Source organism: Stenotrophomonas sp. SY1, assembly GCF_021202945.1.
Lineage (GTDB): Bacteria > Pseudomonadota > Gammaproteobacteria > Xanthomonadales > Xanthomonadaceae > Stenotrophomonas.
This window is the reverse complement of sequence record NZ_JAJOYR010000002.1, coordinates 583,900-603,876: the sequence shown is the minus strand read 5'-3', so window position 1 is coordinate 603,876 and position 19,977 is coordinate 583,900. Positions and strand designations below refer to the sequence as shown.

17 protein-coding genes, 11 tRNA genes and 1 other RNA gene are annotated in these 19,977 nt (G+C 63.6%); 23 read left to right on the top strand and 6 right to left on the bottom strand.

Annotation, left to right across the window (positions count from 1 at the left end; translation table 11 throughout):
* Positions 1–12 precede the first annotated feature (12 nt).
* The gene (locus LR961_RS14240) at positions 13–1,017 is read left to right on the top strand and encodes an isocitrate dehydrogenase (RefSeq protein WP_232150558.1); all 1,005 of its coding nucleotides are present in this window, start codon (positions 13–15) and stop codon (positions 1,015–1,017) included.
* Between the two features lie 263 nt (positions 1,018–1,280).
* Here LR961_RS14240 and LR961_RS14235 read toward each other — a convergent pair whose 3' ends face one another.
* Positions 1,281–2,042 carry a Bax inhibitor-1/YccA family protein gene (locus LR961_RS14235; protein WP_232150556.1) on the bottom strand — a complete coding sequence of 254 codons (762 nt, stop codon included), beginning with the start codon at positions 2,040–2,042 and terminating at the stop codon, positions 1,281–1,283.
* A gap of 140 nt (positions 2,043–2,182) precedes the next feature.
* On the opposite strand from LR961_RS14235, the gene LR961_RS14230 reads away from it, so the two are divergent.
* The 16 genes from LR961_RS14230 (at position 2,183) to LR961_RS14155 (ending at position 12,287) form a co-directional block, all read left to right on the top strand.
* Positions 2,183–2,259: transfer RNA gene (locus LR961_RS14230), tRNA-Pro, on the top strand.
* Positions 2,260–2,304: 45 nt separating this feature from the next.
* Positions 2,305–2,381, top strand: a tRNA-Arg gene (locus tag LR961_RS14225).
* 38 nt (positions 2,382–2,419) lie between these two features.
* Positions 2,420–2,496 (top strand) — tRNA-His (locus LR961_RS14220).
* Between the two features lie 79 nt (positions 2,497–2,575).
* Positions 2,576–2,651, top strand: a tRNA-Lys gene (locus tag LR961_RS14215).
* A 114-nt stretch (positions 2,652–2,765) separates the two neighbouring features.
* Positions 2,766–2,841 (top strand) — tRNA-Lys (locus LR961_RS14210).
* Between the two features lie 103 nt (positions 2,842–2,944).
* Positions 2,945–3,029, top strand: a tRNA-Leu gene (locus tag LR961_RS14205).
* 178 nt (positions 3,030–3,207) lie between these two features.
* Positions 3,208–4,503, top strand: coding sequence for a trigger factor (tig, locus tag LR961_RS14200; RefSeq protein WP_232150554.1), 1,296 nt, complete (start codon positions 3,208–3,210; stop codon positions 4,501–4,503).
* A 67-nt stretch (positions 4,504–4,570) separates the two neighbouring features.
* Positions 4,571–5,197 carry an ATP-dependent Clp endopeptidase proteolytic subunit ClpP gene (gene clpP / locus LR961_RS14195; RefSeq protein ID WP_232150553.1) on the top strand — a complete coding sequence of 209 codons (627 nt, stop codon included), beginning with the start codon at positions 4,571–4,573 and terminating at the stop codon, positions 5,195–5,197.
* A 127-nt stretch (positions 5,198–5,324) separates the two neighbouring features.
* Entirely contained in the window at positions 5,325–6,617 is a 1,293-nt protein-coding gene (gene clpX, locus LR961_RS14190; RefSeq protein ID WP_232150551.1) for an ATP-dependent Clp protease ATP-binding subunit ClpX, read from the top strand.
* Positions 6,618–6,761: 144 nt separating this feature from the next.
* Positions 6,762–9,218 carry an endopeptidase La gene (gene lon, locus LR961_RS14185; RefSeq protein WP_232150549.1) on the top strand — a complete coding sequence of 819 codons (2,457 nt, stop codon included), beginning with the start codon at positions 6,762–6,764 and terminating at the stop codon, positions 9,216–9,218.
* 207 nt (positions 9,219–9,425) lie between these two features.
* Entirely contained in the window at positions 9,426–9,698 is a 273-nt protein-coding gene (locus LR961_RS14180) for an HU family DNA-binding protein (RefSeq protein WP_132862574.1), read from the top strand.
* Positions 9,699–9,710: 12 nt separating this feature from the next.
* Positions 9,711–9,785 (top strand) — tRNA-Val (locus tag LR961_RS14175).
* Between the two features lie 27 nt (positions 9,786–9,812).
* Positions 9,813–9,889: transfer RNA gene (locus LR961_RS14170), tRNA-Asp, on the top strand.
* Positions 9,890–9,970: 81 nt separating this feature from the next.
* Positions 9,971–10,047, top strand: a tRNA-Asp gene (locus tag LR961_RS14165).
* Positions 10,048–10,110: 63 nt separating this feature from the next.
* Positions 10,111–10,187, top strand: a tRNA-Asp gene (locus tag LR961_RS14160).
* A gap of 129 nt (positions 10,188–10,316) precedes the next feature.
* Entirely contained in the window at positions 10,317–12,287 is a 1,971-nt protein-coding gene (locus LR961_RS14155) for a peptidylprolyl isomerase (RefSeq protein ID WP_232150547.1), read from the top strand.
* Between the two features lie 340 nt (positions 12,288–12,627).
* Here LR961_RS14155 and LR961_RS14150 read toward each other — a convergent pair whose 3' ends face one another.
* On the bottom strand, positions 12,628–13,827 hold the full coding sequence (locus tag LR961_RS14150; RefSeq protein WP_232150545.1) for a lytic transglycosylase domain-containing protein: 1,200 nt from the start codon (positions 13,825–13,827) through the stop codon (positions 12,628–12,630).
* Positions 13,824–14,588: a hydroxyacylglutathione hydrolase gene (gene gloB, locus LR961_RS14145; RefSeq protein ID WP_232150544.1), complete on the bottom strand. Its 765-nt coding sequence runs from the start codon at positions 14,586–14,588 to the stop codon at positions 13,824–13,826. The genes LR961_RS14150 and gloB overlap by 4 nt, the downstream gene beginning before the upstream one ends.
* An 11-nt stretch (positions 14,589–14,599) precedes the next feature.
* On the opposite strand from gloB, the gene LR961_RS14140 reads away from it, so the two are divergent.
* Genes LR961_RS14140 through dnaQ form a run of 3 tightly spaced genes read left to right on the top strand, consistent with a single transcriptional unit; the run spans position 14,600 to position 16,460 of the window.
* Positions 14,600–15,253, top strand: coding sequence for a class I SAM-dependent methyltransferase (locus tag LR961_RS14140; protein ID WP_232150542.1), 654 nt, complete (start codon positions 14,600–14,602; stop codon positions 15,251–15,253).
* A gap of 17 nt (positions 15,254–15,270) precedes the next feature.
* Positions 15,271–15,723: a ribonuclease HI gene (rnhA, locus tag LR961_RS14135; RefSeq protein ID WP_232150540.1), complete on the top strand. Its 453-nt coding sequence runs from the start codon at positions 15,271–15,273 to the stop codon at positions 15,721–15,723.
* Between the two features lie 8 nt (positions 15,724–15,731).
* Positions 15,732–16,460, top strand: a complete 729-nt coding sequence (gene dnaQ, locus LR961_RS14130) for a DNA polymerase III subunit epsilon (protein ID WP_232150539.1) — start codon at positions 15,732–15,734, stop codon at positions 16,458–16,460.
* 174 nt (positions 16,461–16,634) lie between these two features.
* Here the strand turns inward: dnaQ and LR961_RS14125 are convergent, their stop codons facing one another.
* Positions 16,635–17,339, bottom strand: a complete 705-nt coding sequence (locus LR961_RS14125; protein WP_232150538.1) for a protein phosphatase 2C domain-containing protein — start codon at positions 17,337–17,339, stop codon at positions 16,635–16,637.
* A gap of 201 nt (positions 17,340–17,540) precedes the next feature.
* Between LR961_RS14125 and LR961_RS14120 the strand changes: the two genes are divergently transcribed.
* Together LR961_RS14120 and LR961_RS14115 are read left to right on the top strand one after the other, a co-directional pair.
* Positions 17,541–17,631 (top strand) — tRNA-Ser (locus LR961_RS14120).
* A 79-nt stretch (positions 17,632–17,710) separates the two neighbouring features.
* Positions 17,711–17,834, top strand: a non-coding RNA gene (locus LR961_RS14115) — RtT sRNA.
* 61 nt (positions 17,835–17,895) lie between these two features.
* Here the strand turns inward: LR961_RS14115 and LR961_RS14110 are convergent.
* Entirely contained in the window at positions 17,896–18,273 is a 378-nt protein-coding gene (locus tag LR961_RS14110; protein ID WP_232150536.1) for a hypothetical protein, read from the bottom strand.
* A gap of 179 nt (positions 18,274–18,452) precedes the next feature.
* Between LR961_RS14110 and LR961_RS14105 the strand changes: the two genes are divergently transcribed.
* Positions 18,453–18,851, top strand: a complete 399-nt coding sequence (locus LR961_RS14105; RefSeq protein ID WP_232150534.1) for a DUF6165 family protein — start codon at positions 18,453–18,455, stop codon at positions 18,849–18,851.
* 75 nt (positions 18,852–18,926) lie between these two features.
* On the opposite strand, the gene LR961_RS14100 is transcribed toward LR961_RS14105, so the two are convergent.
* Positions 18,927–19,970 carry a glycosyltransferase family 9 protein gene (locus tag LR961_RS14100; RefSeq protein WP_232150531.1) on the bottom strand — a complete coding sequence of 348 codons (1,044 nt, stop codon included), beginning with the start codon at positions 19,968–19,970 and terminating at the stop codon, positions 18,927–18,929.
* Positions 19,971–19,977 lie beyond the last annotated feature (7 nt).

Sequence of the window (19,977 nt, the reverse complement as noted above, 5' to 3'; positions counted from 1 at the left end):
GAATACCAACAAATGACGCAGACAATCACCGTCATCCGTGGCGATGGCATCGGCCCGGAAATCATGGACGCCACCCTGTTCGTGCTGGACAAGCTCGGCGCCGGGTTGCAGTACGAATTCGCCGATGCCGGTCTGGTCGCGCTGGAAAAGCACGGTGAACTGATCCCGGCTTCCACGCTGGAATCGATCACCAAGAACAAGGTCGCCCTGAAGAGCCCGCTGACCACCCCGGTGGGCGGCGGTTTCAGCTCGATCAACGTGGCCCTGCGCCGCCAGTTCGACCTGTACGCCAACGTGCGTCCGGCCATCTCGTTCCCGAACACCAAGTCGCGCTACGAGAACATCAACATGATCACGGTGCGCGAGAACACCGAAGGCGCCTACCTGGCCGAAGGCCAGGAAGTGTCGGCCGACGGCGAGACCGCGTTCTCCGGCACCCGCATCACCCGCAAGGGTTCCGAGCGCATCGTGCGTTACGCCTTCGAGCTGGCCAAGAGCACCGGCCGCAAGAAGGTCACCGCCGTGCACAAGGCCAACATCATCAAGTCGACCTCGGGCCTGTTCCTGGACGTGGCCCGTGAAGTGGCCGCCAAGTACCCGGAAATCGAGTTCCAGGAAATGATCGTCGACAACGCCTGCATGCAGCTGGTGATGCGTCCGGAGCAGTTCGACATCCTGGTCACCACCAACCTGTTCGGCGACATCATCTCCGATCTGTGCGCCGGTCTGGTCGGCGGCCTGGGCCTGGCCCCGGGTGCCAACATCGGCAAGGACGCGGCGATCTTTGAAGCCGTGCACGGCACCGCACCGGACATCGCCGGCCAGGGCAAGGCCAATCCGGTCGCACTGCTGCTGGCAGCGGCGCAGATGCTGGACCACGTGGGTCAGCCGGAAAATGCCGAGCGCCTGCGCAAGGCCATCGTCGCCACGATGGAAGCCAAGGATTCGCTGACCGGCGACCTGGGCGGCACCGGCACCACCATGGGCTTTGCCCAGGCCATCGCCAGCCGCATCTGATCGCAGCAGGCAATTGCCAGTGGTTGAAGAAACGGAGCGCGGAAGCGCTCCGTTTTTTGTTGCCTGCGATGTCGCCGAGGCCAGTGTTTCAGCTCCCTCCCTTTCGCCGAAGGCGAAGGGGAGGGTTGGGGAGGGGTAAGCCGCTCTCGCCGTGAAACAACCGCAAGCCTGGACTGCACTCCACCCAGCGCGGTCCACAGAGCCCCGCGCACAAAAAAAAGGGCGCCTCGCGGCGCCCTTTCATGCAGTTCCGAACGAAGTGCTCAGTTGCGCGACTGCAACTTCGACAGCAGGCGCAGGAACTCGATGTACAGCCACACCAGCGTGACCATCAGGCCGAACGCGCCGTACCACTCCATGTACTTCGGAGCGCCGGCTTCCACGCCGCTTTCGATGAAGTCGAAGTCCAGCACCAGGTTCAGCGCCGCGATCACCACCACGAACAGGCTGAAGCCAATGCCGATCAGGCCCGACTCGTGGATGAAGGGAATCTGGATGTTGAACATGCCCAGCACGATGGTGGCCAGGTAAACCAGCGCGATGCCGCCGGTTGCAGCCACAACGCCCAGCTTGAAGTTCTCGGTGGCCCGGATCAGGCCGCTGCGATAGGCGAAAAGCAACGCGAACAGCGTGCCGAAGGTCAGGATCACCGCCTGGAACACGATGCCGTTGAAGCGGGCTTCGTAGATGGCCGAGATCGAGCCCAGGAAGAAGCCTTCGGCCAGTGCATACAGTGGTGCGCTGACCGGTGCCCAGGTCTTCTTGAAGATCGTCACCAGCGACAGGATGAAGCCGACGATCATGCCGCCCCACAGATACAACTTGCCGGAGGCGGCCAGCTCGCCGGTATCGGTGAGCGTGTTGTTCCAGGCAAATGCTGCCGTCAGCACCGCCAGCAGCAACAGGATGCCGGTCTTGTTGACGGTGCCGTTGATCGTCATCGCATCGGCGCCGCGCGAGATGACGCTGCCGCTGCCAAGATCAAGGAAGGTCGAATCGGAAAGGGCTGGGTTGCCGCTGCGCATGCCGTGCTCCATGGCTGAAGGAAGAGGGGTACTGAGCGAAAGGATACCCGTATCCACGAAGATGAAAATTGTCGTTGACAGATACTGCCGCAGTTCCGACAATAGCCGACCTTTCCGGGGTAACCCGAGAGATTCACCGCCGGGGTATAGCGCAGTCTGGTAGCGCGCCTGCTTTGGGAGCAGGATGTCGGGGGTTCGAATCCCTCTACCCCGACCATCCGATGCACTCGATGCGCACCGGAGTGCGACGATCCGGTTCAGAGCGCCCGTAGCTCAACTGGATAGAGCACCGGCCTTCTAAGCCGGCGGTTACAGGTTCGATTCCTGTCGGGCGCGCCAATCGGCGCAAGCGGTAGGTAAGTTGTTGGTTTTCAGTGGTGGCTGTAGCTCAGTTGGTTAGAGTACCGGATTGTGATTCCGGTGGTCGGGGGTTCGAATCCCCTCAGCCACCCCACTGAACAAAGAGGCTTCGAAGTGAAATTCGGGGTTTCAAAAAAAAGAAGGGTGCGGTAACATTCGCCCCCTGATTTTCAGGGCTGTTAGCTCAGTTGGTAGAGCAGTTGACTCTTAATCAATAGGTCCAAGGTTCGAATCCTTGACAGCCCACCAAATCAAGAAGCCGCTTGAGCAATCAAGCGGCTTTTTCCTTATTTATGTAAGTCCCGTGTTTTCGGGCTGGTGCGATAAACACCTTCGGGTGTAGAATTCGCACCCAGAGTTTCAGGGCTGTTAGCTCAGTTGGTAGAGCAGTTGACTCTTAATCAATAGGTCCAAGGTTCGAATCCTTGACAGCCCACCAATTTGAAGCCACCGGAGCGATCCGGTGGCTTTTCTTTATCCGCATCGTTGTCGGCTTCCGCTTTGCGCGCCTGCCTGCAACAATGCCGCCCTGAACCGGCAAAGCGAAAGTGGCGGAATTGGTAGACGCCCTGGATTTAGGTTCCAGTGCCGCAAGGCGTGGGGGTTCGAGTCCCCCCTTTCGCACCATTGCCCGGCATCTCGCACCCGCCCCGGGTGCTGCCCTCGACCCTGAACGACCGCCGCTGCTGGCGGTGCCGGGCGATATCGGCCAAACTAAAGGGCTGCGGCGGTTATCGGCGCTCTTAACAATCGTTTCAACCATCACATCGTGCCGGGGCTGTCGCCACCGGTGGCAGGAGTCAACATGCAAGCTTCGATCGAATCCACCGGCAACCTGGAACGCCGCCTGAGCTTCTCGCTGCCGGAAGACCGCCTACAGGGCCACATCAGCGGCCGTCTGGGCGAAATCGCGCGTACCGCGCGTATCAAGGGCTTCCGCCCGGGCAAGGTGCCGGCCAAGGTGATCGAACAGCGTTTCGGGCCGCAGGTGCGCGCTGAAGCACTGGATGGCCTGCTGCGTGAAACCTTCGACGCCGCGCTGCGCCAGCACGAGCTGCGCATCGCCGGCAACCCGCGTATCGACAAGGCCGGTGAAGGCGAATTCGACTTCGTTGCCACCGTCGAGCTGATCCCGGACTTCGGCGATGTCGACGTGACCAAGCTGACTGTGGTCCGCCACACCGCTGAGATCAGCGATGCCGACATCGATCAGATGATCGAGAACCTGCGCCAGCAGCGCCGCACCTGGAAGCCGGTTACCCGTGGCGCCCAGGAAGGCGACCTGGTCGGCCTGGAAACCTGGTCGCAGGCCGGTGACGAGCGCCTGCCCGCTGAAGGGTCCGAGAAGGGCACCATCATCATCGGCCAGGGCATGATGTTCGAGCAGATCGAAAAGGGTCTGATCGGCCTGGCCAAGGGCGAGGAAAAGACCCTGGACGTCGAGTTCCCGGCTGACTGGCGCGTGCCGGCACTGGCGGGCAAGACGGTCCAGGTGACGGTCAAGGTCACCGAGGTTTCCGAGCAGGAAGTGCCGGAAGTGGACGCCACCTTCATCAAGAGCTTCGGCGTGAAGAACGGCGACGTGGAGCAGTTCCGCGCCGACATCCGTTCCAACCTGGAGCGCGAGCTCAAGGGCGCGCTGATGAACCGCCTGCGCCGCGAAGTCGGTGAGCAGCTGATCGCCGCCTATTCCTCGGTGGAACTGCCGCCGCGTCTGGTCGAGAACGAAGCCCGCTCCATGCTGGCCCAGCAGGTTGACGCCATCCGTCGCCAGGGCGGCAACCCGGGCGAAATCCCGGCCGATGCCCACGAAGGCTTCAAGGACGCCGCTGGCAAGCGCGTGCTGGTCGGCCTGCTGGTCGGCGAAGTGGCCCGCAAGAACGAGCTGCGCCTGGACCCCAAGCGCCTGAACGAAACCATGCGCCTGATCGCTTCGACCTACGAAGAGCCGGAGCAGGTCATTGAGATGTACCGCAATGATCCCCAGCTCATGGCTGGCCTGCAGAACCGCGTGATGGAAGAGCAGGTCATCGACTGGATCGCCGAGCGTGCCCAGCACACCGAGCAGGCGTTGACGTTCCAGGAAGCCATCCGCCAGTAAGCTGGTGGTCGTTTGATCCCCGCGCCTCGGCGCGGGGCGTACCCCTCCAAGACAGGTGCCTCACGAAATGGACAACCGAACCAAAGCCCTGAACATGGTTCCGATGGTGGTCGAGCAGACCGCCCGTGGCGAGCGCGCCTACGACATCTATTCGCGCCTGCTCAAGGAGCGCCTGATTTTCCTGGTCGGGCCGATCGACGATCACATGGCGAACCTGATCGTGGCCCAGTTGTTGTTCCTTGAATCGGAAAACCCGGAAAAGGAAATCAACATCTACATCAACTCGCCCGGTGGCGTGGTGACCGCCGGCATGGCGATCTACGACACCATGCAGTACATCCGGCCGGACGTGAGCACCACCTGCATCGGTCAGGCTGCTTCGATGGGCGCGCTGCTGCTGGCAGCTGGCGCACCGGGCAAGCGTTACGCGCTGCCGAACTCGCGGGTGATGATCCACCAGCCGCTGGGCGGATTCCAGGGCCAGGCCACGGACATCGACATCCATGCCCGTGAAATCCTGACCCTGCGTTCGCGCCTGAACGAAGTGATGGCCAAGCACACCGGCCAGCCGCTGGAGACCATTGCACGCGACACCGAGCGCGACAATTTCAAGAGCGCGTTCGACGCCAAGGCCTATGGCCTGGTGGACCAGGTGCTGGAACGTCGTCCGGAAGAGACGATCCAAGCGTCTTGATGGTGCAAGTGGCCGAAAACACGGCATTTTTTGCAGGGTCGGAACTGGACTGGCGTCCATCCGGCCCTGTGCTATTCTCGAAATCGAACCCCCTGTTCATAGGGGGAAGCAACTGGGTAAGCGAAGCATGAGCGAAGACCGGCAAGGTCGTTCCGGGGACAGCAGCAGCGGCAAGATCCTGTACTGCTCGTTCTGCGGCAAGAGTCAGCACGAGGTACGCAAGCTGATCGCGGGCCCGAGCGTGTTCATCTGTGATGAATGCGTGGAGCTGTGCAACGACATCATCCGTGAAGAACTCGAGGAAAAGGCGCAGTCGGCGCGCAGCTCGCTGCCCAAGCCGCGCGAGATCCTCGAAGTCCTGGACCAGTACGTCATCGGCCAGAACCGTGCCAAGCGCACGCTGGCGGTGGCTGTCTACAACCATTACAAGCGCATCGAAAGCCGTCAGAAGAGCGACGAAGTCGAGCTGTCCAAGTCCAACATCCTGCTGGTCGGTCCGACCGGTTCGGGCAAGACGCTGCTGGCCGAAACGCTGGCACGCCTGCTCAACGTGCCGTTCACCATGGCCGATGCGACCACGCTGACCGAAGCCGGTTACGTGGGCGAGGACGTGGAAAACATCATCCAGAAGCTGCTGCAGAAGTGCGACTACGACGTCGAGAAGGCGCAGCAGGGCATCGTCTACATCGATGAAATCGACAAGATCTCGCGCAAGAGCGAGAACCCGTCGATCACTCGTGACGTGTCGGGCGAAGGCGTGCAGCAGGCACTGCTGAAGCTGATCGAAGGTACTGTCGCCAGCGTCCCGCCGCAGGGTGGTCGCAAGCATCCGCAGCAGGAATTCCTGCAGGTGGACACCAAGAACATCCTGTTCATCTGCGGCGGCGCGTTCGCCGGCCTGGACAAGGTGATCCAGCAGCGTTCCTCGGAAACCAGCAGCATCGGCTTCGGTGCCAAGGTCAAGAGCGCCGAGCGCAAGCAGGAAGTTGGCAAGGTGCTGGCTGAAGTCGAGCCGGAAGATCTGATCAAGTTCGGCCTGATTCCGGAGTTCGTCGGCCGTCTGCCGGTTGTGGCGACGCTGGAGGAGCTGGATGAGCCGGCGCTGATCAAGATCCTGACCGAGCCCAAGAACGCGATCACCAAGCAGTTCAAGAAGCTGTTCGACATGGAGAACGTGGAGCTGGAGTTCCGCCCGGATGCGCTCTCGGCCATCGCCAAGAAGGCGCTCAAGCGCAAGACCGGCGCCCGTGGCCTGCGCACCATCGTCGAATCGGTGCTGCTGGACACGATGTACGAGCTTCCGTCGCAGGAAAACGTCAGCAAGGTGGTGGTGGACGAGTCGGTCATCGAGAACAAGTCCGAGCCGTACATCATCTACCAGACGCCGCCGGCACCGCCCAAAGCCGCGTCCGGCGACTGAACCAGTCTCATGGCGGTTTGAGCTTTCCGCCGCGTAGTCAGGTTCAGTTTTCAGCGCCTCTTGCAACACTCCGCCGATGGCCCCATAACGGGGCCATCGGCTTTTTTATTCGGCCTTTCCTGACATCAGCGGAGCCCGCCCCCCATGGCCCAGTCCCAACTCGAAGTTCTCGACCTGCCGGTCCTGCCACTGCGTGACGTGGTGGTGTTCCCGCACATGGTCATCCCGCTGTTCGTGGGCCGCGACAAGTCCATGCAGGCGCTGGAACGCGCCATGGAAGCGGACAAGCGCATCCTGCTGGTCGCGCAGAAGTCGGCCGAAACCGACGACCCGACGGCAGCGGACCTGTACTCGGTTGGCACGTTGGCCCAGGTGCTGCAGCTGCTGAAACTGCCTGACGGCACCATCAAGGTGCTGGTCGAAGGGCTGTCGCGCGTGGCCGTGGACAAGGTCTACGAGCGCGACGGCGCGCTGCAGGGCCATGGCGAGGAAATCGAATCGGACGATTCACGCGAGACGCGAGAGATCGAGGCGATTGCCCGTTCGCTGATGTCGCTGTTCGAGCAGTACGTGAAGACCAACCGCAAGCTGCCGCCGGAGCTGTTGCAGACCCTGGCCGGCATCGAGGAGCCGGCACGTCTGGCCGACACCATCGCCGCCCATATCGGTGTGCGCCTGGCCGACAAGCAGAAGCTGCTGGAAACGCTGCAGGTCGGTGACCGGCTGGAAATGCTGGTCGGCCTGGTCGACGGCGAAATCGACGTGCAGCAGCTGGAAAAGCGCATCCGCGGCCGCGTGAAATCGCAGATGGAAAAGAGCCAGCGCGAGTACTACCTCAACGAACAGATGAAGGCCATCCAGAAAGAACTGGGTGACCTGGACGACGCGCCGGGCGAGCTGGACGAGCTGGCCCGCAAGATCGCCGAAGCCGGCATGCCCAAGCCGGTGGAAACCAAGGCCAAGGCCGAACTCAACAAGCTCAAGCAGATGTCGCCGATGTCCGCCGAAGCGGCCGTGGTGCGCAACTATCTGGACTGGCTGCTGGGTGTGCCGTGGAAGAAGCGCACCAAGGTGCGCAAGGACCTGAAGGCCGCGCAGGACACGCTCGATGCCGATCATTACGGTCTGGACAAGGTCAAGGACCGCATCCTCGAATATCTCGCCGTGCAGTCGCGCGTGAAGCAGATGAAGGGGCCGATCCTGTGCCTGGTCGGGCCGCCGGGCGTGGGCAAGACCTCGCTGGGTCAGTCCATCGCCAAGGCCACCAACCGCAAGTTCGTGCGCATGTCGCTGGGCGGCGTGCGCGACGAAGCCGAGATCCGTGGTCATCGCCGTACGTATGTCGGTTCGATGCCGGGCCGCATCGTGCAGAACCTCAACAAGGTCGGCAGCAAGAACCCGCTGTTCGTGCTGGATGAAATCGACAAGATGTCGATGGACTTCCGTGGCGATCCGTCCTCGGCGCTGCTGGAAGTGCTCGATCCCGAGCAGAACAACGCCTTCAACGATCACTACCTGGAAGTGGACCTGGACCTGAGCGAAGTGATGTTCGTGGCGACGTCCAACTCGCTCAACATCCCCGGCCCGCTGCTGGACCGCATGGAAGTGATCCGCATCCCCGGTTACACCGAGGACGAGAAGCTCAACATCGCCACGCGTTACCTGGTGCCCAAGCAGCTCAAGGCCAACGGCCTGAAGCCGGAGGAGTTGGCGATCGAGGAAGATGCGATCCGCGACATCGTGCGTTATTACACGCGCGAATCCGGTGTGCGTAACCTTGAGCGCGAAGTGGCCAAGATCTGCCGCAAGGTGGTCAAGGAAATCGCGCTGGCCGGCCCGCAGCCGGTGAAGAAGGCCGCCAAGAAGAGCGCGAAAAAGCCCAAGGCGCTGGTGGTGGTCGACGGCAAGAACCTGGACAAGTACCTGGGCGTGCGTCGTTTCGACTTCGGCCGCGCCGAGGAAGAGAACGAGATCGGCCTGGTTACCGGCCTGGCCTGGACCGAAGTGGGCGGCGACCTGCTGCAGATCGAATCGACGTTGATTCCGGGCAAGGGCGCGGTGACGCTGACCGGCCAGCTCGGCAACGTGATGAAGGAATCGGCGACGGCGGCGCTGTCGGTGGTGCGTGCACGCGCCGAGGCATTGGGCATCGACGTGGATTTCCTGCAGAAGCACGACGTCCACCTGCATGTGCCCGATGGCGCTACGCCCAAGGATGGCCCGAGTGCCGGTATCGCGATGGTGACCTCTCTGGTTTCCACCTTGACCAAGGTGCCGGTCAAGGCGGAGGTGGCGATGACCGGCGAAATCACCCTGCGCGGGCGCGTCACCGCCATCGGTGGCCTGAAGGAAAAACTGCTGGCCGCGCTGCGTGGCGGCGTGCGCACGGTGATCATCCCGGAGGAGAACCGCAAGGATCTGGCCGACATTCCGGCCAATGTCACCGATGGTTTGAAGATCCTGCCGGTGAAGTGGATCGACGAAGTGCTGGATATCGCGCTTGAGTCGCCGCTGGCGGCGCCGAAGGCACGCAAGAGTGCGCAGCGCGTCACTGTGCGCGGCAAGTCCAAGTCAACTCCGGCCGCGCGCGTCAAGCATTGAAGTGTGAACGCAAAATCCCCCAAAACCCGCGTCATTGCTGGCTTTTCAGCTTGCGTGGGTAGGGGGGCGCTGGTATAAAAGTGCGACTCACGTACCTGCTGATCTGCAGCTGACGTGTTTCAAGGATCTTCCGGTCATCGCAGTCTTCCAGCATGCGAAGACCACCCCAACTATTTCGCGGATTCGCCGCAAAGGGAGTTTTACAGAATGAACAAGACCGAATTGATTGATGGCGTTGCCGCTGCTGCTGACCTGTCCAAGGCCGAAGCTGGCCGTGCAGTTGACGCTGTCATCGCCGAGATCACCAAGGCCCTGAAGAAGGGTGATGCCGTGACTCTGGTGGGCTTCGGTACGTTCCAGGTTCGCGAGCGCGCAGAGCGCACTGGCCGCAACCCGAAGACCGGCGAAGAGATCAAGATCGCCGCTGCAAAAAATCCTGCCTTCAAGGCTGGTAAAGCCCTGAAGGACGCTGTAAACTAAGCGGCTCACCGGGGGTGCTTAGCTCAGTGGTAGAGCGTCTCCCTTACACGGAGAGGGTCGGGGGTTCGAAACCCTCAGCACCCACCAAAAGCACCAACGAGCAGTATTGAAAGTGGAGCGGTAGTTCAGCTGGTTAGAATGCTGGCCTGTCACGCCGGAGGTCGCGGGTTCGAGTCCCGTCCGCTCCGCCACTTCATACGCGCCCCTGAGCAATCGGGGGCGTTGTTTTCTCAAGGCCCCAGGGTTGAGAGAAAACAAAAAAGGTTAAATGCGGAGCGGTAGTTCAGCTGGTTAGAATGCTGGCCTGTCACGCCGGAGGTCGCGGGTTCGAGTCCCGTCCGCTCCGCCATTTTTCCAGTCACTCTTCGGAGTGCGCATCATCGGGTTTCCGGTGGTGGTCGAGTCAAAACGTGGAGCGGTAGTTCAGCTGGTTAGAATGCTGGCCTGTCACGCCGGAGGTCGCGGGTTCGAGTCCCGTCCGCTCCGCCAGTTGTCTCAAAGCCCTCGGCGCAAGCCGGGGGCTTTTTCTTTGTAGCCCAAGCCCGGACTGGCCCGGTTGGGACTCGGGCGGGAAGCGGGTTACACTGCCCGGCTCGCCAATAGGCCCTGATTTTTCCCATGCTGCAGAAACTTCGCGACAAGACCTCAGGCTGGATCGTTACCGTGATCGTGGGCCTGTTGATGATCCCGTTCCTGTTCGTGATCGACAACAGCTACCTTGGTGGCGTCGGTTCGCAGAATGTGGCCAAGGTATCGGCGCCGCCGACATGGTGGCGTTCGGCGCCGTCCTGGTGGCCGGTGTCGTTCCTGTGGAGCCACCACGAAATCAGCGTCGAGGATTTCCGCACGCGTTTCGAGCAGGCGCGCATGGCTGCACGCGAGCAGCAGGGCGACAACTTCGATCCGCGTGAGTTCGAGACGACCGAGAACAAGCTCGCCGTCCTGGACCAGCTGGTGGACGAGCAGGTGGTTCGCCTGGCCGCCGAGCAGGCACACGTTGTCATCGGCGACAAGGCCGTGCGCGACTACATCAACGGCATCGAGGCGTTCCAGCGCGACGGCAAGTTCGATCCGGACCAGTACCGCATGGTGCTGGCGCAGAGCATGCCGCCGCGTACGCCGGCGATGTTCGAGCAGGTGGTCCGCACCAGCCTGCAGCAGTCGATCATTCCCACCGCGTTGGCCGAGTCGGGCTTTGCCACCAAGGGTGAAGCCGAGCGCATGCTGAAGCTGTTGGGTGAAACCCGTGACGTCGAGTTCGCGTTGCTGCCGCCGGCCGAAGTCGATACCGCGCCGGTCAGCGATGCTGAAATCAAGCAGTGGTACGACGGCCACGCGAAGGATTTCCTGCAGCCGGAGAGCGTGTCCATCGAATACGTGGAACTCAACGCGGCCAGCCTGCCGGCTGCGACGCCGGCCGATGAAGCAACGCTGCGCAAGCGCTATGAAGACGAGAAGGTGCGTTTTGTCGCACCGGACCAGCGCCTGGCATCGCACATCCTGATCAGTGCCAGCAGCGATGAAGCCTCGCAGAAGGCCGCCGAAGCCAAGGCCAACAAGCTGGCGGCCGACGCCAAGCTGCCGGGTGCCGACTTCGCCGCGCTGGCCAAGGCCAATTCGGACGACCCGGGTTCCAAGGAAGCCGGTGGCGACCTGGGCTGGGTGGAAAAGGGCGTGATGGTCAAGCCGTTCGAGGACGCACTGTTCGCGATGAAGGCTGGCGAGATCACCGGTCCGGTCAAGACCGAGTTCGGCTATCACGTGCTGATGCTGCGCGAGATCAAGGGCGGCGAAGGCCGTCCGTTCGAGGAAGTGCGTGACCAGCTGGCCGCCGAGCAGTTGCAGGCCGACAGCGAGCGCGCCTTCAACGAACTCAGCGGCCGTCTGGTCGACCTGGTCTACAAGAACCCGACCGCGCTGGAACCGGCGGCCAAGGAAGTGGGCGTGCCGGTGCAGACCATGGGGCCGTTCACCCGCGCCACTGCCAGTGGCATTGCCGCCACTCCGGCCGTGCTGCGTGCGGCGTTCTCCGATGCGCTGGTGGAAGACGGCACGGTCAGCGACCCGATCGAGATCGCGCCCAACCACAACGTGATGATCCGCGTCACCGCACATACGCCGGAGCAGGCGATTCCGCTGGAAAAGGCGCGTGAGCAGGTGATCGCGGCAGTGCGCGCGAACCGTGCCGAGGAAGCCTCCAAGAAGGCTGCCGATGCATTGCTGGCCAAGTTGGCCGCTGGCCAGACGCTGTCGGCACTGGCACAGGAAGACAAGCTGCAGTTGCTGCCGATGCCGGGCCTGCCGCGTGGTGCGCCGATGCCGAGCGCCGAAGCCAACCGTGCGGTGTTCAGCGCGGCACCGCCGGCGGGCGACAAGCCCAGCTACGGCAAGGTGGAAGTGGAAGGCGGTCGTTATGCGGTGTTCGCGCTGACCAAGGTCACGCCGGGCAATATCGCCGAAGTGCCGGAACAGCAGCAGCAGATGCTCAAGCAGCAGTTGAGTCAGATCGATGGCGCCGCTGCGGCCAAGGCGTACGTCGATGGCATGCGCAAGCACTTCAAGGTGCAGGTGCAGGAAAGCCAGCTCTGATCGAACGCGTTTGGTTACAGAAAAAGCCCGGTCGTCTGACCGGGCTTTTTTTTTGTCTGACAGCACGGGCTCGACGTGATCTGGAAGCCGCGTCGGCGCGGGGCAGGAGCCGTGTCGACGTTGGGCGCTATCGGGAACGTCGCTGCCGAGCGTGGCTCGACACTACGGAGCGGAGACGCAGGCGGGGACAAAGCCCCGGCATCCCGTGTCGGATGTTGGCCGGCAAGCCCGGGAATACGCTGGGCTGCATCCCAGCCACAGCGCCGCTGTCGGAATGACAACCGATAAACAGAAAGCCCGGCGGGTGCCGGGCTTTCCAGGTTGCTTCCAGAGAGTGATCTCAGCGCGCTTCTTCGAAGCGCAGCACCATGCCCGGCTTGAGGATCGCGCGGGCATCGAGATTGTTGGATGACAGCAAGGTCTTGACCGAAATGCCGTAGCGACGAGCAATGGTCCAGGCCGACTCGCCGTTGCGGACCGTATGCCGACGCGCGCCGCTGGCTGCGGCCACCGTGCGGACCGGTGCAGGGGTCCTGGTCTGGGTCGGCTGGGGCGGACTGTCGCTGATGGCGACCAGGGCTTCGACCGGCGGTTCGGTGCCGCCGCCGACCAGGGCCGGTGCCAGCACACGCGTACCGGCGCGGCTGCCGCTCACCGCCGGATTGAGGCGGGCGATGCGGGCCGGTTCCAGTGCGTTCTGCGATGACCAGGCGGTCAGCGAGGTGTTGGCCGGCAGCGTGTGTCCTTTCAGAATCGGAACCGGCCGGTTGAGCGAGGCCATCATGTCCGGCTCGGTCTCGGCCTGTTCCAGCACGCAGGCAAGCGCGTGCAGCTTCTCCACGTAGGCGTAGGTGATGGGGGACAGGCCGGGCAGCTCGGCGGCGCGGGCGTTCTGGGCGTTCATGCCACCGCGACGGAGGGCCTGCAGGATGCGGTACTCGCCGGCGTTGTAGGCCATCACCGCCAGTTGCCAGTCACCGGCGAACATGCCGTGCAGTGTTTTCAGGTAACGCACGGCCGCGCGGGTGGAATCCACCGGCGAGAGGCGCCCGTCATAACCCTTTTCCATCGGCACGCGGTGGTTGCGCGCTGTGGTGGCGATGAACTGCCACAGCCCGGCCGGGCCGCTGGCGTTGCGGGCTCCGGGGCGATAGCCGCTTTCCACGAACGGAATAAGCGCGAACTCGGTCGGCAGACCGGCCGCACGCAGCTCATCGACCACATAGCCGAACAGCGGCAACGCGTCGTCTTCGACATTGCCCAGGCGTGCAGGCGCGTGGGCGAACTGCTTGCGCCAGCGGGGGCTTGTGGCCTCGGCATCACACTGCGGCGCCGCCAGGCCTTCGCGGAAGCTGGCGAAGATCTCGCGGCCGTTGCGGGTGGTGGCCGGCGGCAGCGATGCCGGATCTACCGGCAAGGCGCCCAGGGCGGCCACGTTCTGGGTCAGGCCGCTGCTGGTGGGCAGTGACTGCCCGCTGGCAACGGTGCTGCCGGCGCCGAGCAACAACCCCAGCGCCAGCGAAAGACCATGCCGCCTCACGTGCGGAAACCGTCTTTCCACCGCCGCAATTCGGCGAACACTTCCACCTCGTCGGTGGGCGCGCGCCCAAGGCGCGCGGCAACTGCCTCGACGATGTGGGCATCGCCGGTACGCAGGAATGGGTTGCATTGAAGTTCACTGGCCAATACGGCCGGAACAGTAGGACGGGAACGGCTGCGCATGTCCTGAGCTTCCTTCTGGCGGCGTTGCAATGCCGCGTTGGTGGGATCGACATGCCGCGCGAACACGGCATTGGCCAGCGTGTATTCGTGCCCGCAGCAGACCTGTGTCTGTGGGGGCAGGGAGGCCAGTCGCCGCAGCGAGGCCAACATCTGGGCGGGCGTACCTTCAAACATGCGTCCACAGCCCAGGCTGAACAGCGTGTCGCCACAGAACAGATGGTCGTGGCCAAGGTAGGCGATGTGGCTCCGGGTATGGCCGGGAACGGCCAGTACGTTGAACGCGAAGCCGGGCAATTGTACCCGGTCACCTTCGGTCACCCGTTCACAATCCAGAGCGATGCGTTCATCCTCCGGCGCGAACACCGGCAGCTGCGGCCAGCGCCGGCGTAACTCGGCCACGCCGCCGATGTGGTCGTCGTGGTGGTGGGTGAGCAGGATGGCAGCCGGTTGCAGGCCTTGGTCGGCCGCTTCAAGCACCGGCGCGGCCTGGCCCGGATCGACGAGGACGGCAGGGCCATCGGGTGCTTGCAGCACCCAGATGTAGTTGTCCTGGAATGCAGGCAGGGCGGTCAGTCGCATAGAATTGCAAAATGCCTGCCGCCCCGTCCCCCCGTCAAGCCGCAGTCTCGCCATGGTTTGAGATGGTTGGCGCGCTGACGATCCGGGATTGGGAACACAAGCACCTGCTGGAACGGCTGCGCAGCGTGCCGGCCCAGCCTTGGTTGTGGCTGGCGCCCAGCCCGGTCTGGCTGCCCGAACAGGCACCGCCTGGGCGCGGCATGCGCCTGCATCGGATGCCGGATGGGCGCGAATGGCGCGGCGACCTGCGCTGTGGGCTGCCCCTGCCTTTGCCTGCCGAAGCGGTCAACGCCATCGTCATCCAGCACGCCGAGCCGGCCGACCTGGCGCCGTTGCTGGCCGAATGCGCGCGGGTGCTGATGCCCGGTGGCCGGTTGTGGATGACCGTGCTCAACCGTTACAGCCCGTATCGCGCGCACTGGCAACTTCAGGGCGCGCGACCCGTATCGGTGGCGCGCACGCGCGTGCTGCTGAAGCGTCAGGGGCTGCGCTGTCATTCAATCGGGCACCACGGGCCGCTGTGGAGTCCATCCGGTGGAACGGCGGGAACGACATTGTCGGCACTGCGCGCGTTGTGCGTGCTGGAAGCGGAAAAACGAACCGAGGCGTTGATCGGGCCGATCAAAGCCAGCCAGGTAGGCTGGCGCCGGCCGATGGCGACCTGAATCACCAACGGAAGCACATGAAGTCAATTGAAATACATACCGATGGCGCCTGCCTCGGCAATCCCGGGCCGGGCGGTTGGGCTGCGTTGCTGCGCTACAACGCGCATGAGCGCGAACTCACCGGCGGCGAAGCCCACACCACCAACAACCGCATGGAGCTGATGGCGGCCATCGCCGGGCTGGAGGCGCTCAGCGAGCCGTGCAACATCATGCTGCAGACCGATTCGCAGTACGTGCGGCAAGGCATCACCGAGTGGATGTCGGGCTGGGTGCGACGCAACTGGAAGACCGCTGGCGGTGACCCGGTCAAGAACCGCGACCTGTGGGAACGCCTGCACACCGCCACCCAACGGCACCAGATCGAGTGGCGCTGGGTGAAGGGCCACAATGGCGACCCGGACAACGAGCGCGTGGACCAATTGGCCCGTGATGCAGCCATCCGTGCGCGCGATGGCGCGGCAAGCAACTGAGGTAGACCATGCGCCAGATCGTTCTTGATACCGAAACCACCGGCCTGGAATGGAAGAAGGGCAACCGGGTGGTCGAAATCGGCTGCGTGGAGCTGCTTGAGCGCCGCCCCAGCGGCAACAACTTCCATCGTTACCTGAAGCCGGACTGCGATTTCGAGGCCGGCGCGGCCGAAGTGACCGGCCTGAGCCTGGACTTCCTGGCCGACAAGCCGCGCTTCGAGGAAGTCGTCGATGAGTTCCTGGCCTATGTGGACGGCGCCGAGCTGATCATCCACAACGCCTCGTTCGACATGGGCTTTCTCGAAAACGAGATGACACTGCTCGGCAGGGGCCGCCTGGCAGAGCGGGTGACCGTCACCGATACGTTGGCGATGGCGCGCGAGCGTTTCCCCGGCCAGCGCAACTCGTTGGATGCATTGTGCCGCCGGCTGGGCGTGGACAACTCGCATCGACAACTGCACGGCGGCCTGCTCGATGCGCAGATTCTGGCCGACGTCTATATCGCGCTGACGTCCGGACAGGAAGAGATCGGCTTTGGTCAGCCGGAAGCGGAGATGACCAATGCTGCCAATGTGGTGGAGGCGTTTGATGCGTCGGTGCTGCTGCCGCGCCCACGGGTGGTGGCGACGGCATCGGAGCTGGAAGCGCACGAAGCGCGGCTTGCCCGGCTGCGCAAGAAGGGCGGTCACGCCTGGTGGGACGGTGAGCGCGCGCCAGAGCCGTCCGAAACCGCTTGAGTCTTCTTCCCGGCCGCACGTAGGAGCGGCCTTGGCCGCGAAGCTCGTGGCGGTGGATGCGTCAGTCGAACAGCAGATGCAGTGAGCCGGCTGCGATGACGGGCGGCGCATCGAGCGTGAACATCGGTGGCTTCGCGCCTGAAGGCGCTCCTACGGCTGCAATCAGTCCTGCGGTCAGTGGCAGCGCACCAGCACCACGGTGACGTTGTCCGAGCCGCCGCCATCGAGTGCGGCTGCAATCAGTGTGTCCACGCATTCCTGCGCGCTGCAGTCGGCATGGCCCAGGGTCTGGGTGAGGTTGAGGTCGTCCACTTCTTCGGTCAGGCCATCACTGCACAGCAGCAGCTGCATGCCCGGGCGCAGTTCGCCGGTCATCGTGGCCACGTTGAGGTGGGCCGGGTCGGTGACGCCCAGTGCCTGGGTGACCACGTTGCGGTGCGGATGGGCGCGGGCCTGTTCGGCGGTGAGCGTGCCCTGGGCGATCAGTTCCTGCACATAGCTGTGGTCCTGGCTCAGCTGGGCCAGCTTGCCGTCGCGCCACAAATAGGCGCGGCTGTCACCAACCCAGGCCACTTCGAAACGGTTGCCCTGCACGCGTGCGGCCACCACGGTGGTGCCCATCGGCAGGCTGTCGTTGCGACGGCGCGAAGTGCGGATGATTTCCTCATCGGCGATGCGGATGGCCTGTTCGAGCGGGGTGCCATTGCGGACTTCGCGCACGATGGTTTCCCGTGCCAGCGCGCTGGCCACCTCGCCGCAGGCGTGGCCGCCCATGCCATCGGCGACCAGCCAGAGGCCAAGCTCGCCGTCACCGTAATAGGTGTCCTCGTTGAGCTGGCGACGCAGGCCAACATGGCTGAGATGTCCGAATTCGATCATGGATGCCCGAACGGGCTGAGTGTGAGCGGGATGGCAACGCATCATCGCGTTCATGGAGATGGACGGCAAGCGTCGGGCGTTGCTGCGGCCAGCTCCCGGAAAGGTGGCGGGATGTGGCGGAAATGCACGGCTGACAACAAAGCGCTTGTCGACGCTGGCAATGCCCCTTATCATTCGCACCCCGGTTCGCCGGGACCATCTGGAGAGGTGGCAGAGCGGTTGAATGTACCTGACTCGAAATCAGGCAGGCGTTTATAGCGCCTCGGGGGTTCGAATCCCCCCCTCTCCGCCAGATACATGAAAAAAGCCGCCTCCGGGCGGCTTTTTTCATGGGCCAACGTTCGCAGCGTTTCCGTTCGCAGGATGGCCAGCGAAGTGAGACGGCGGGGGGATGAGGAGCACCGGTGGGGTTCGACCGCCGGCGCAGCCGGTGGGACGGCGTAGCCGCCCGAAGGGTGAGGCGCGTAGCGTCGAATCAATCCCCCCTCTCCGCCAGATACATGAAAAAAGCCGCCTTAGGGCGGCTTTTCATTTCACTTGTCCTGGCGCGATGGATTCAACGCAGGAGCTCGCTGGCCTTGGCTTCAGCCTCGGCGGTGCTGCCGACGATCAGCATCGGGTAGCCCCAGAAATTCTCGAAGAATCTGCTGAACGCTTCGGCGTTGCGCTGCTCTTCCTCGTTGGCGGTGATATGCAGGTGGGCCTTGATGAATTTGACGATGGCCGGCTTGTTCGCCTTCATCCAGTTGGCGACCATGCGCCGCTCGTCCAGATCAGGCTCTCCCTGATCGAAGCCGCCGCTGGCGATATAGACGAAGGGTTGCTCGCGGGCCAGAAGCGCGGTCATGTCAGCAAGCACGGTTTCAGTGCTGTCGGCATTCTCCGGGGCATGGTCCAGGCGGACCAGCGGAAAGTGGGTGGAGTCAACGCGCATTGTTGTATCCTTTTCTACAAATAAGAATCATTATCGTTTAACAAGGAGCTGATGCGCAATCGCTCCGCTGCCCGGCTGTGGCGAGACTTCCGCCACGGCCATCGCGGCTGCGATGGCAGTGTCGCGGCTTGATTGCAGCGACGGGCTAAACTGTGCGGCACGTTATCCAGGTGTCCCTCATGTCTGAAATTCTCGTCCCCGTTTCCTTTGGCGAACTGCTCGACAAGATCTCGATCCTGCAGATCAAGTCCGAGCGCATGAGCGATGCGGCCAAGCTGGCCAATGTGCGCAACGAGTTGGCGGCGCTGGACCGTACCTGGTCGGCGCATCCGGCCGCCGCGCAGGACATCACTGTGCTGCGGGATGAGCTGAAGGCGGTCAACGAGCGGTTGTGGGACATCGAGGACGACATCCGCCTGAAGGAAAAGGCGCAGTCCTTCGATGACGGCTTCGTGCAGCTGGCCCGCAGCGTGTACATCCAGAACGATGAGCGCGCACGCATCAAGAAGGCGATCAACCTGGCGCTGGGCTCCACCTACGTGGAAGAGAAGTCGTACCAGGATTACCGCGCCGGCTGAGGAAGAGGGCTGACGGTGATAAAGAAGGGCCGCCCATCAGGCGGCCCTTTGCGTTCTGTACGCGCGCTGCCGGCCTCAGGCGTGGTCGCTGCGGTAGCGCTCGAAGGCGGCGATGGCATCGTCCACGGTGATCAGCGACATCACCTCGTCGAACTCGATCTTGGTTCCCCATTTCAGTTCGCTGGCGGGCTTGTGCAGGTAGCGGCGAGCGGCAGCGTCGTAGCGGTCCACGCAGTAGCGGCGGTCCGAGTAGGGGCCGCTGCGCTCGGGGTTGCTGGCCGCGTGCAGGCCCAGCACCTTGGTGCCGACCGCGTTGGCGATGTGCATCGGCCCGGAATCGGGCGTGACCAGCAGCGAAGCGCGTGCCAGCAGGGCCGGCAACTGCTTGAGCGTGTCCTTGCCGACCAGATCCAGCGCCGGGTGCTTCATCGCCGCGAGGATGGCATCGCTGGTGGTGCGCTCCAGCTCGCTGCGCCCGCCACACAGCACCACCCGCCAGCCCTGCGCGGCGGCGTGGTCGGCCAGCGCGGCGTAGCGGTCGGCATACCAGTTGCGGCGCTGGTGGCTGGAGCAGGGCGAGATCATCAGCACCGGGCGGCCATCCTCAGGCCACTGCGCGGCCGCCCATTCATGGGCCTGCGCGGGTGTGGCCAGGTCCCAGCTGATCTCGGTCTGCTTCAGGCCCAGCGGCTCGCAGAAGCTGCCGATGGCATCGAGTACATGGATGCCGGGGCGGTCGGGGATGCGTTCGTTGATGAAAAGGCCGTGCAGGTCCTTGGAACGGGACTTGTCGTAGCCGATGCGTCGCCGGGCCGGAATGAAGGCCGACAACACGTTGGCGCGGAATGCCACCTGCATCTGCAGCAGCGCCTCGAACCGGCCCGCCGGCAGTTCGCTGCGCAGCGCGCGCATTCCGGCCAAACCGGTGTTCTTGTCGTAGACGTGGAAGTCCACGCCGGGCAGGCCGTCGAGCAGTTTGTGCCCGGCCTTGTCGATCACCCAATGCAGCGGTGTGCCCGGAAGTGCCCGCTGAAGAGTGCGTACCAGCGGCACCACATGGGTCACATCTCCCAGTGCCGAGAGGCGCAAGAGGCACAGCGGGGAGGACGTTGCAGGCATGGTGTTG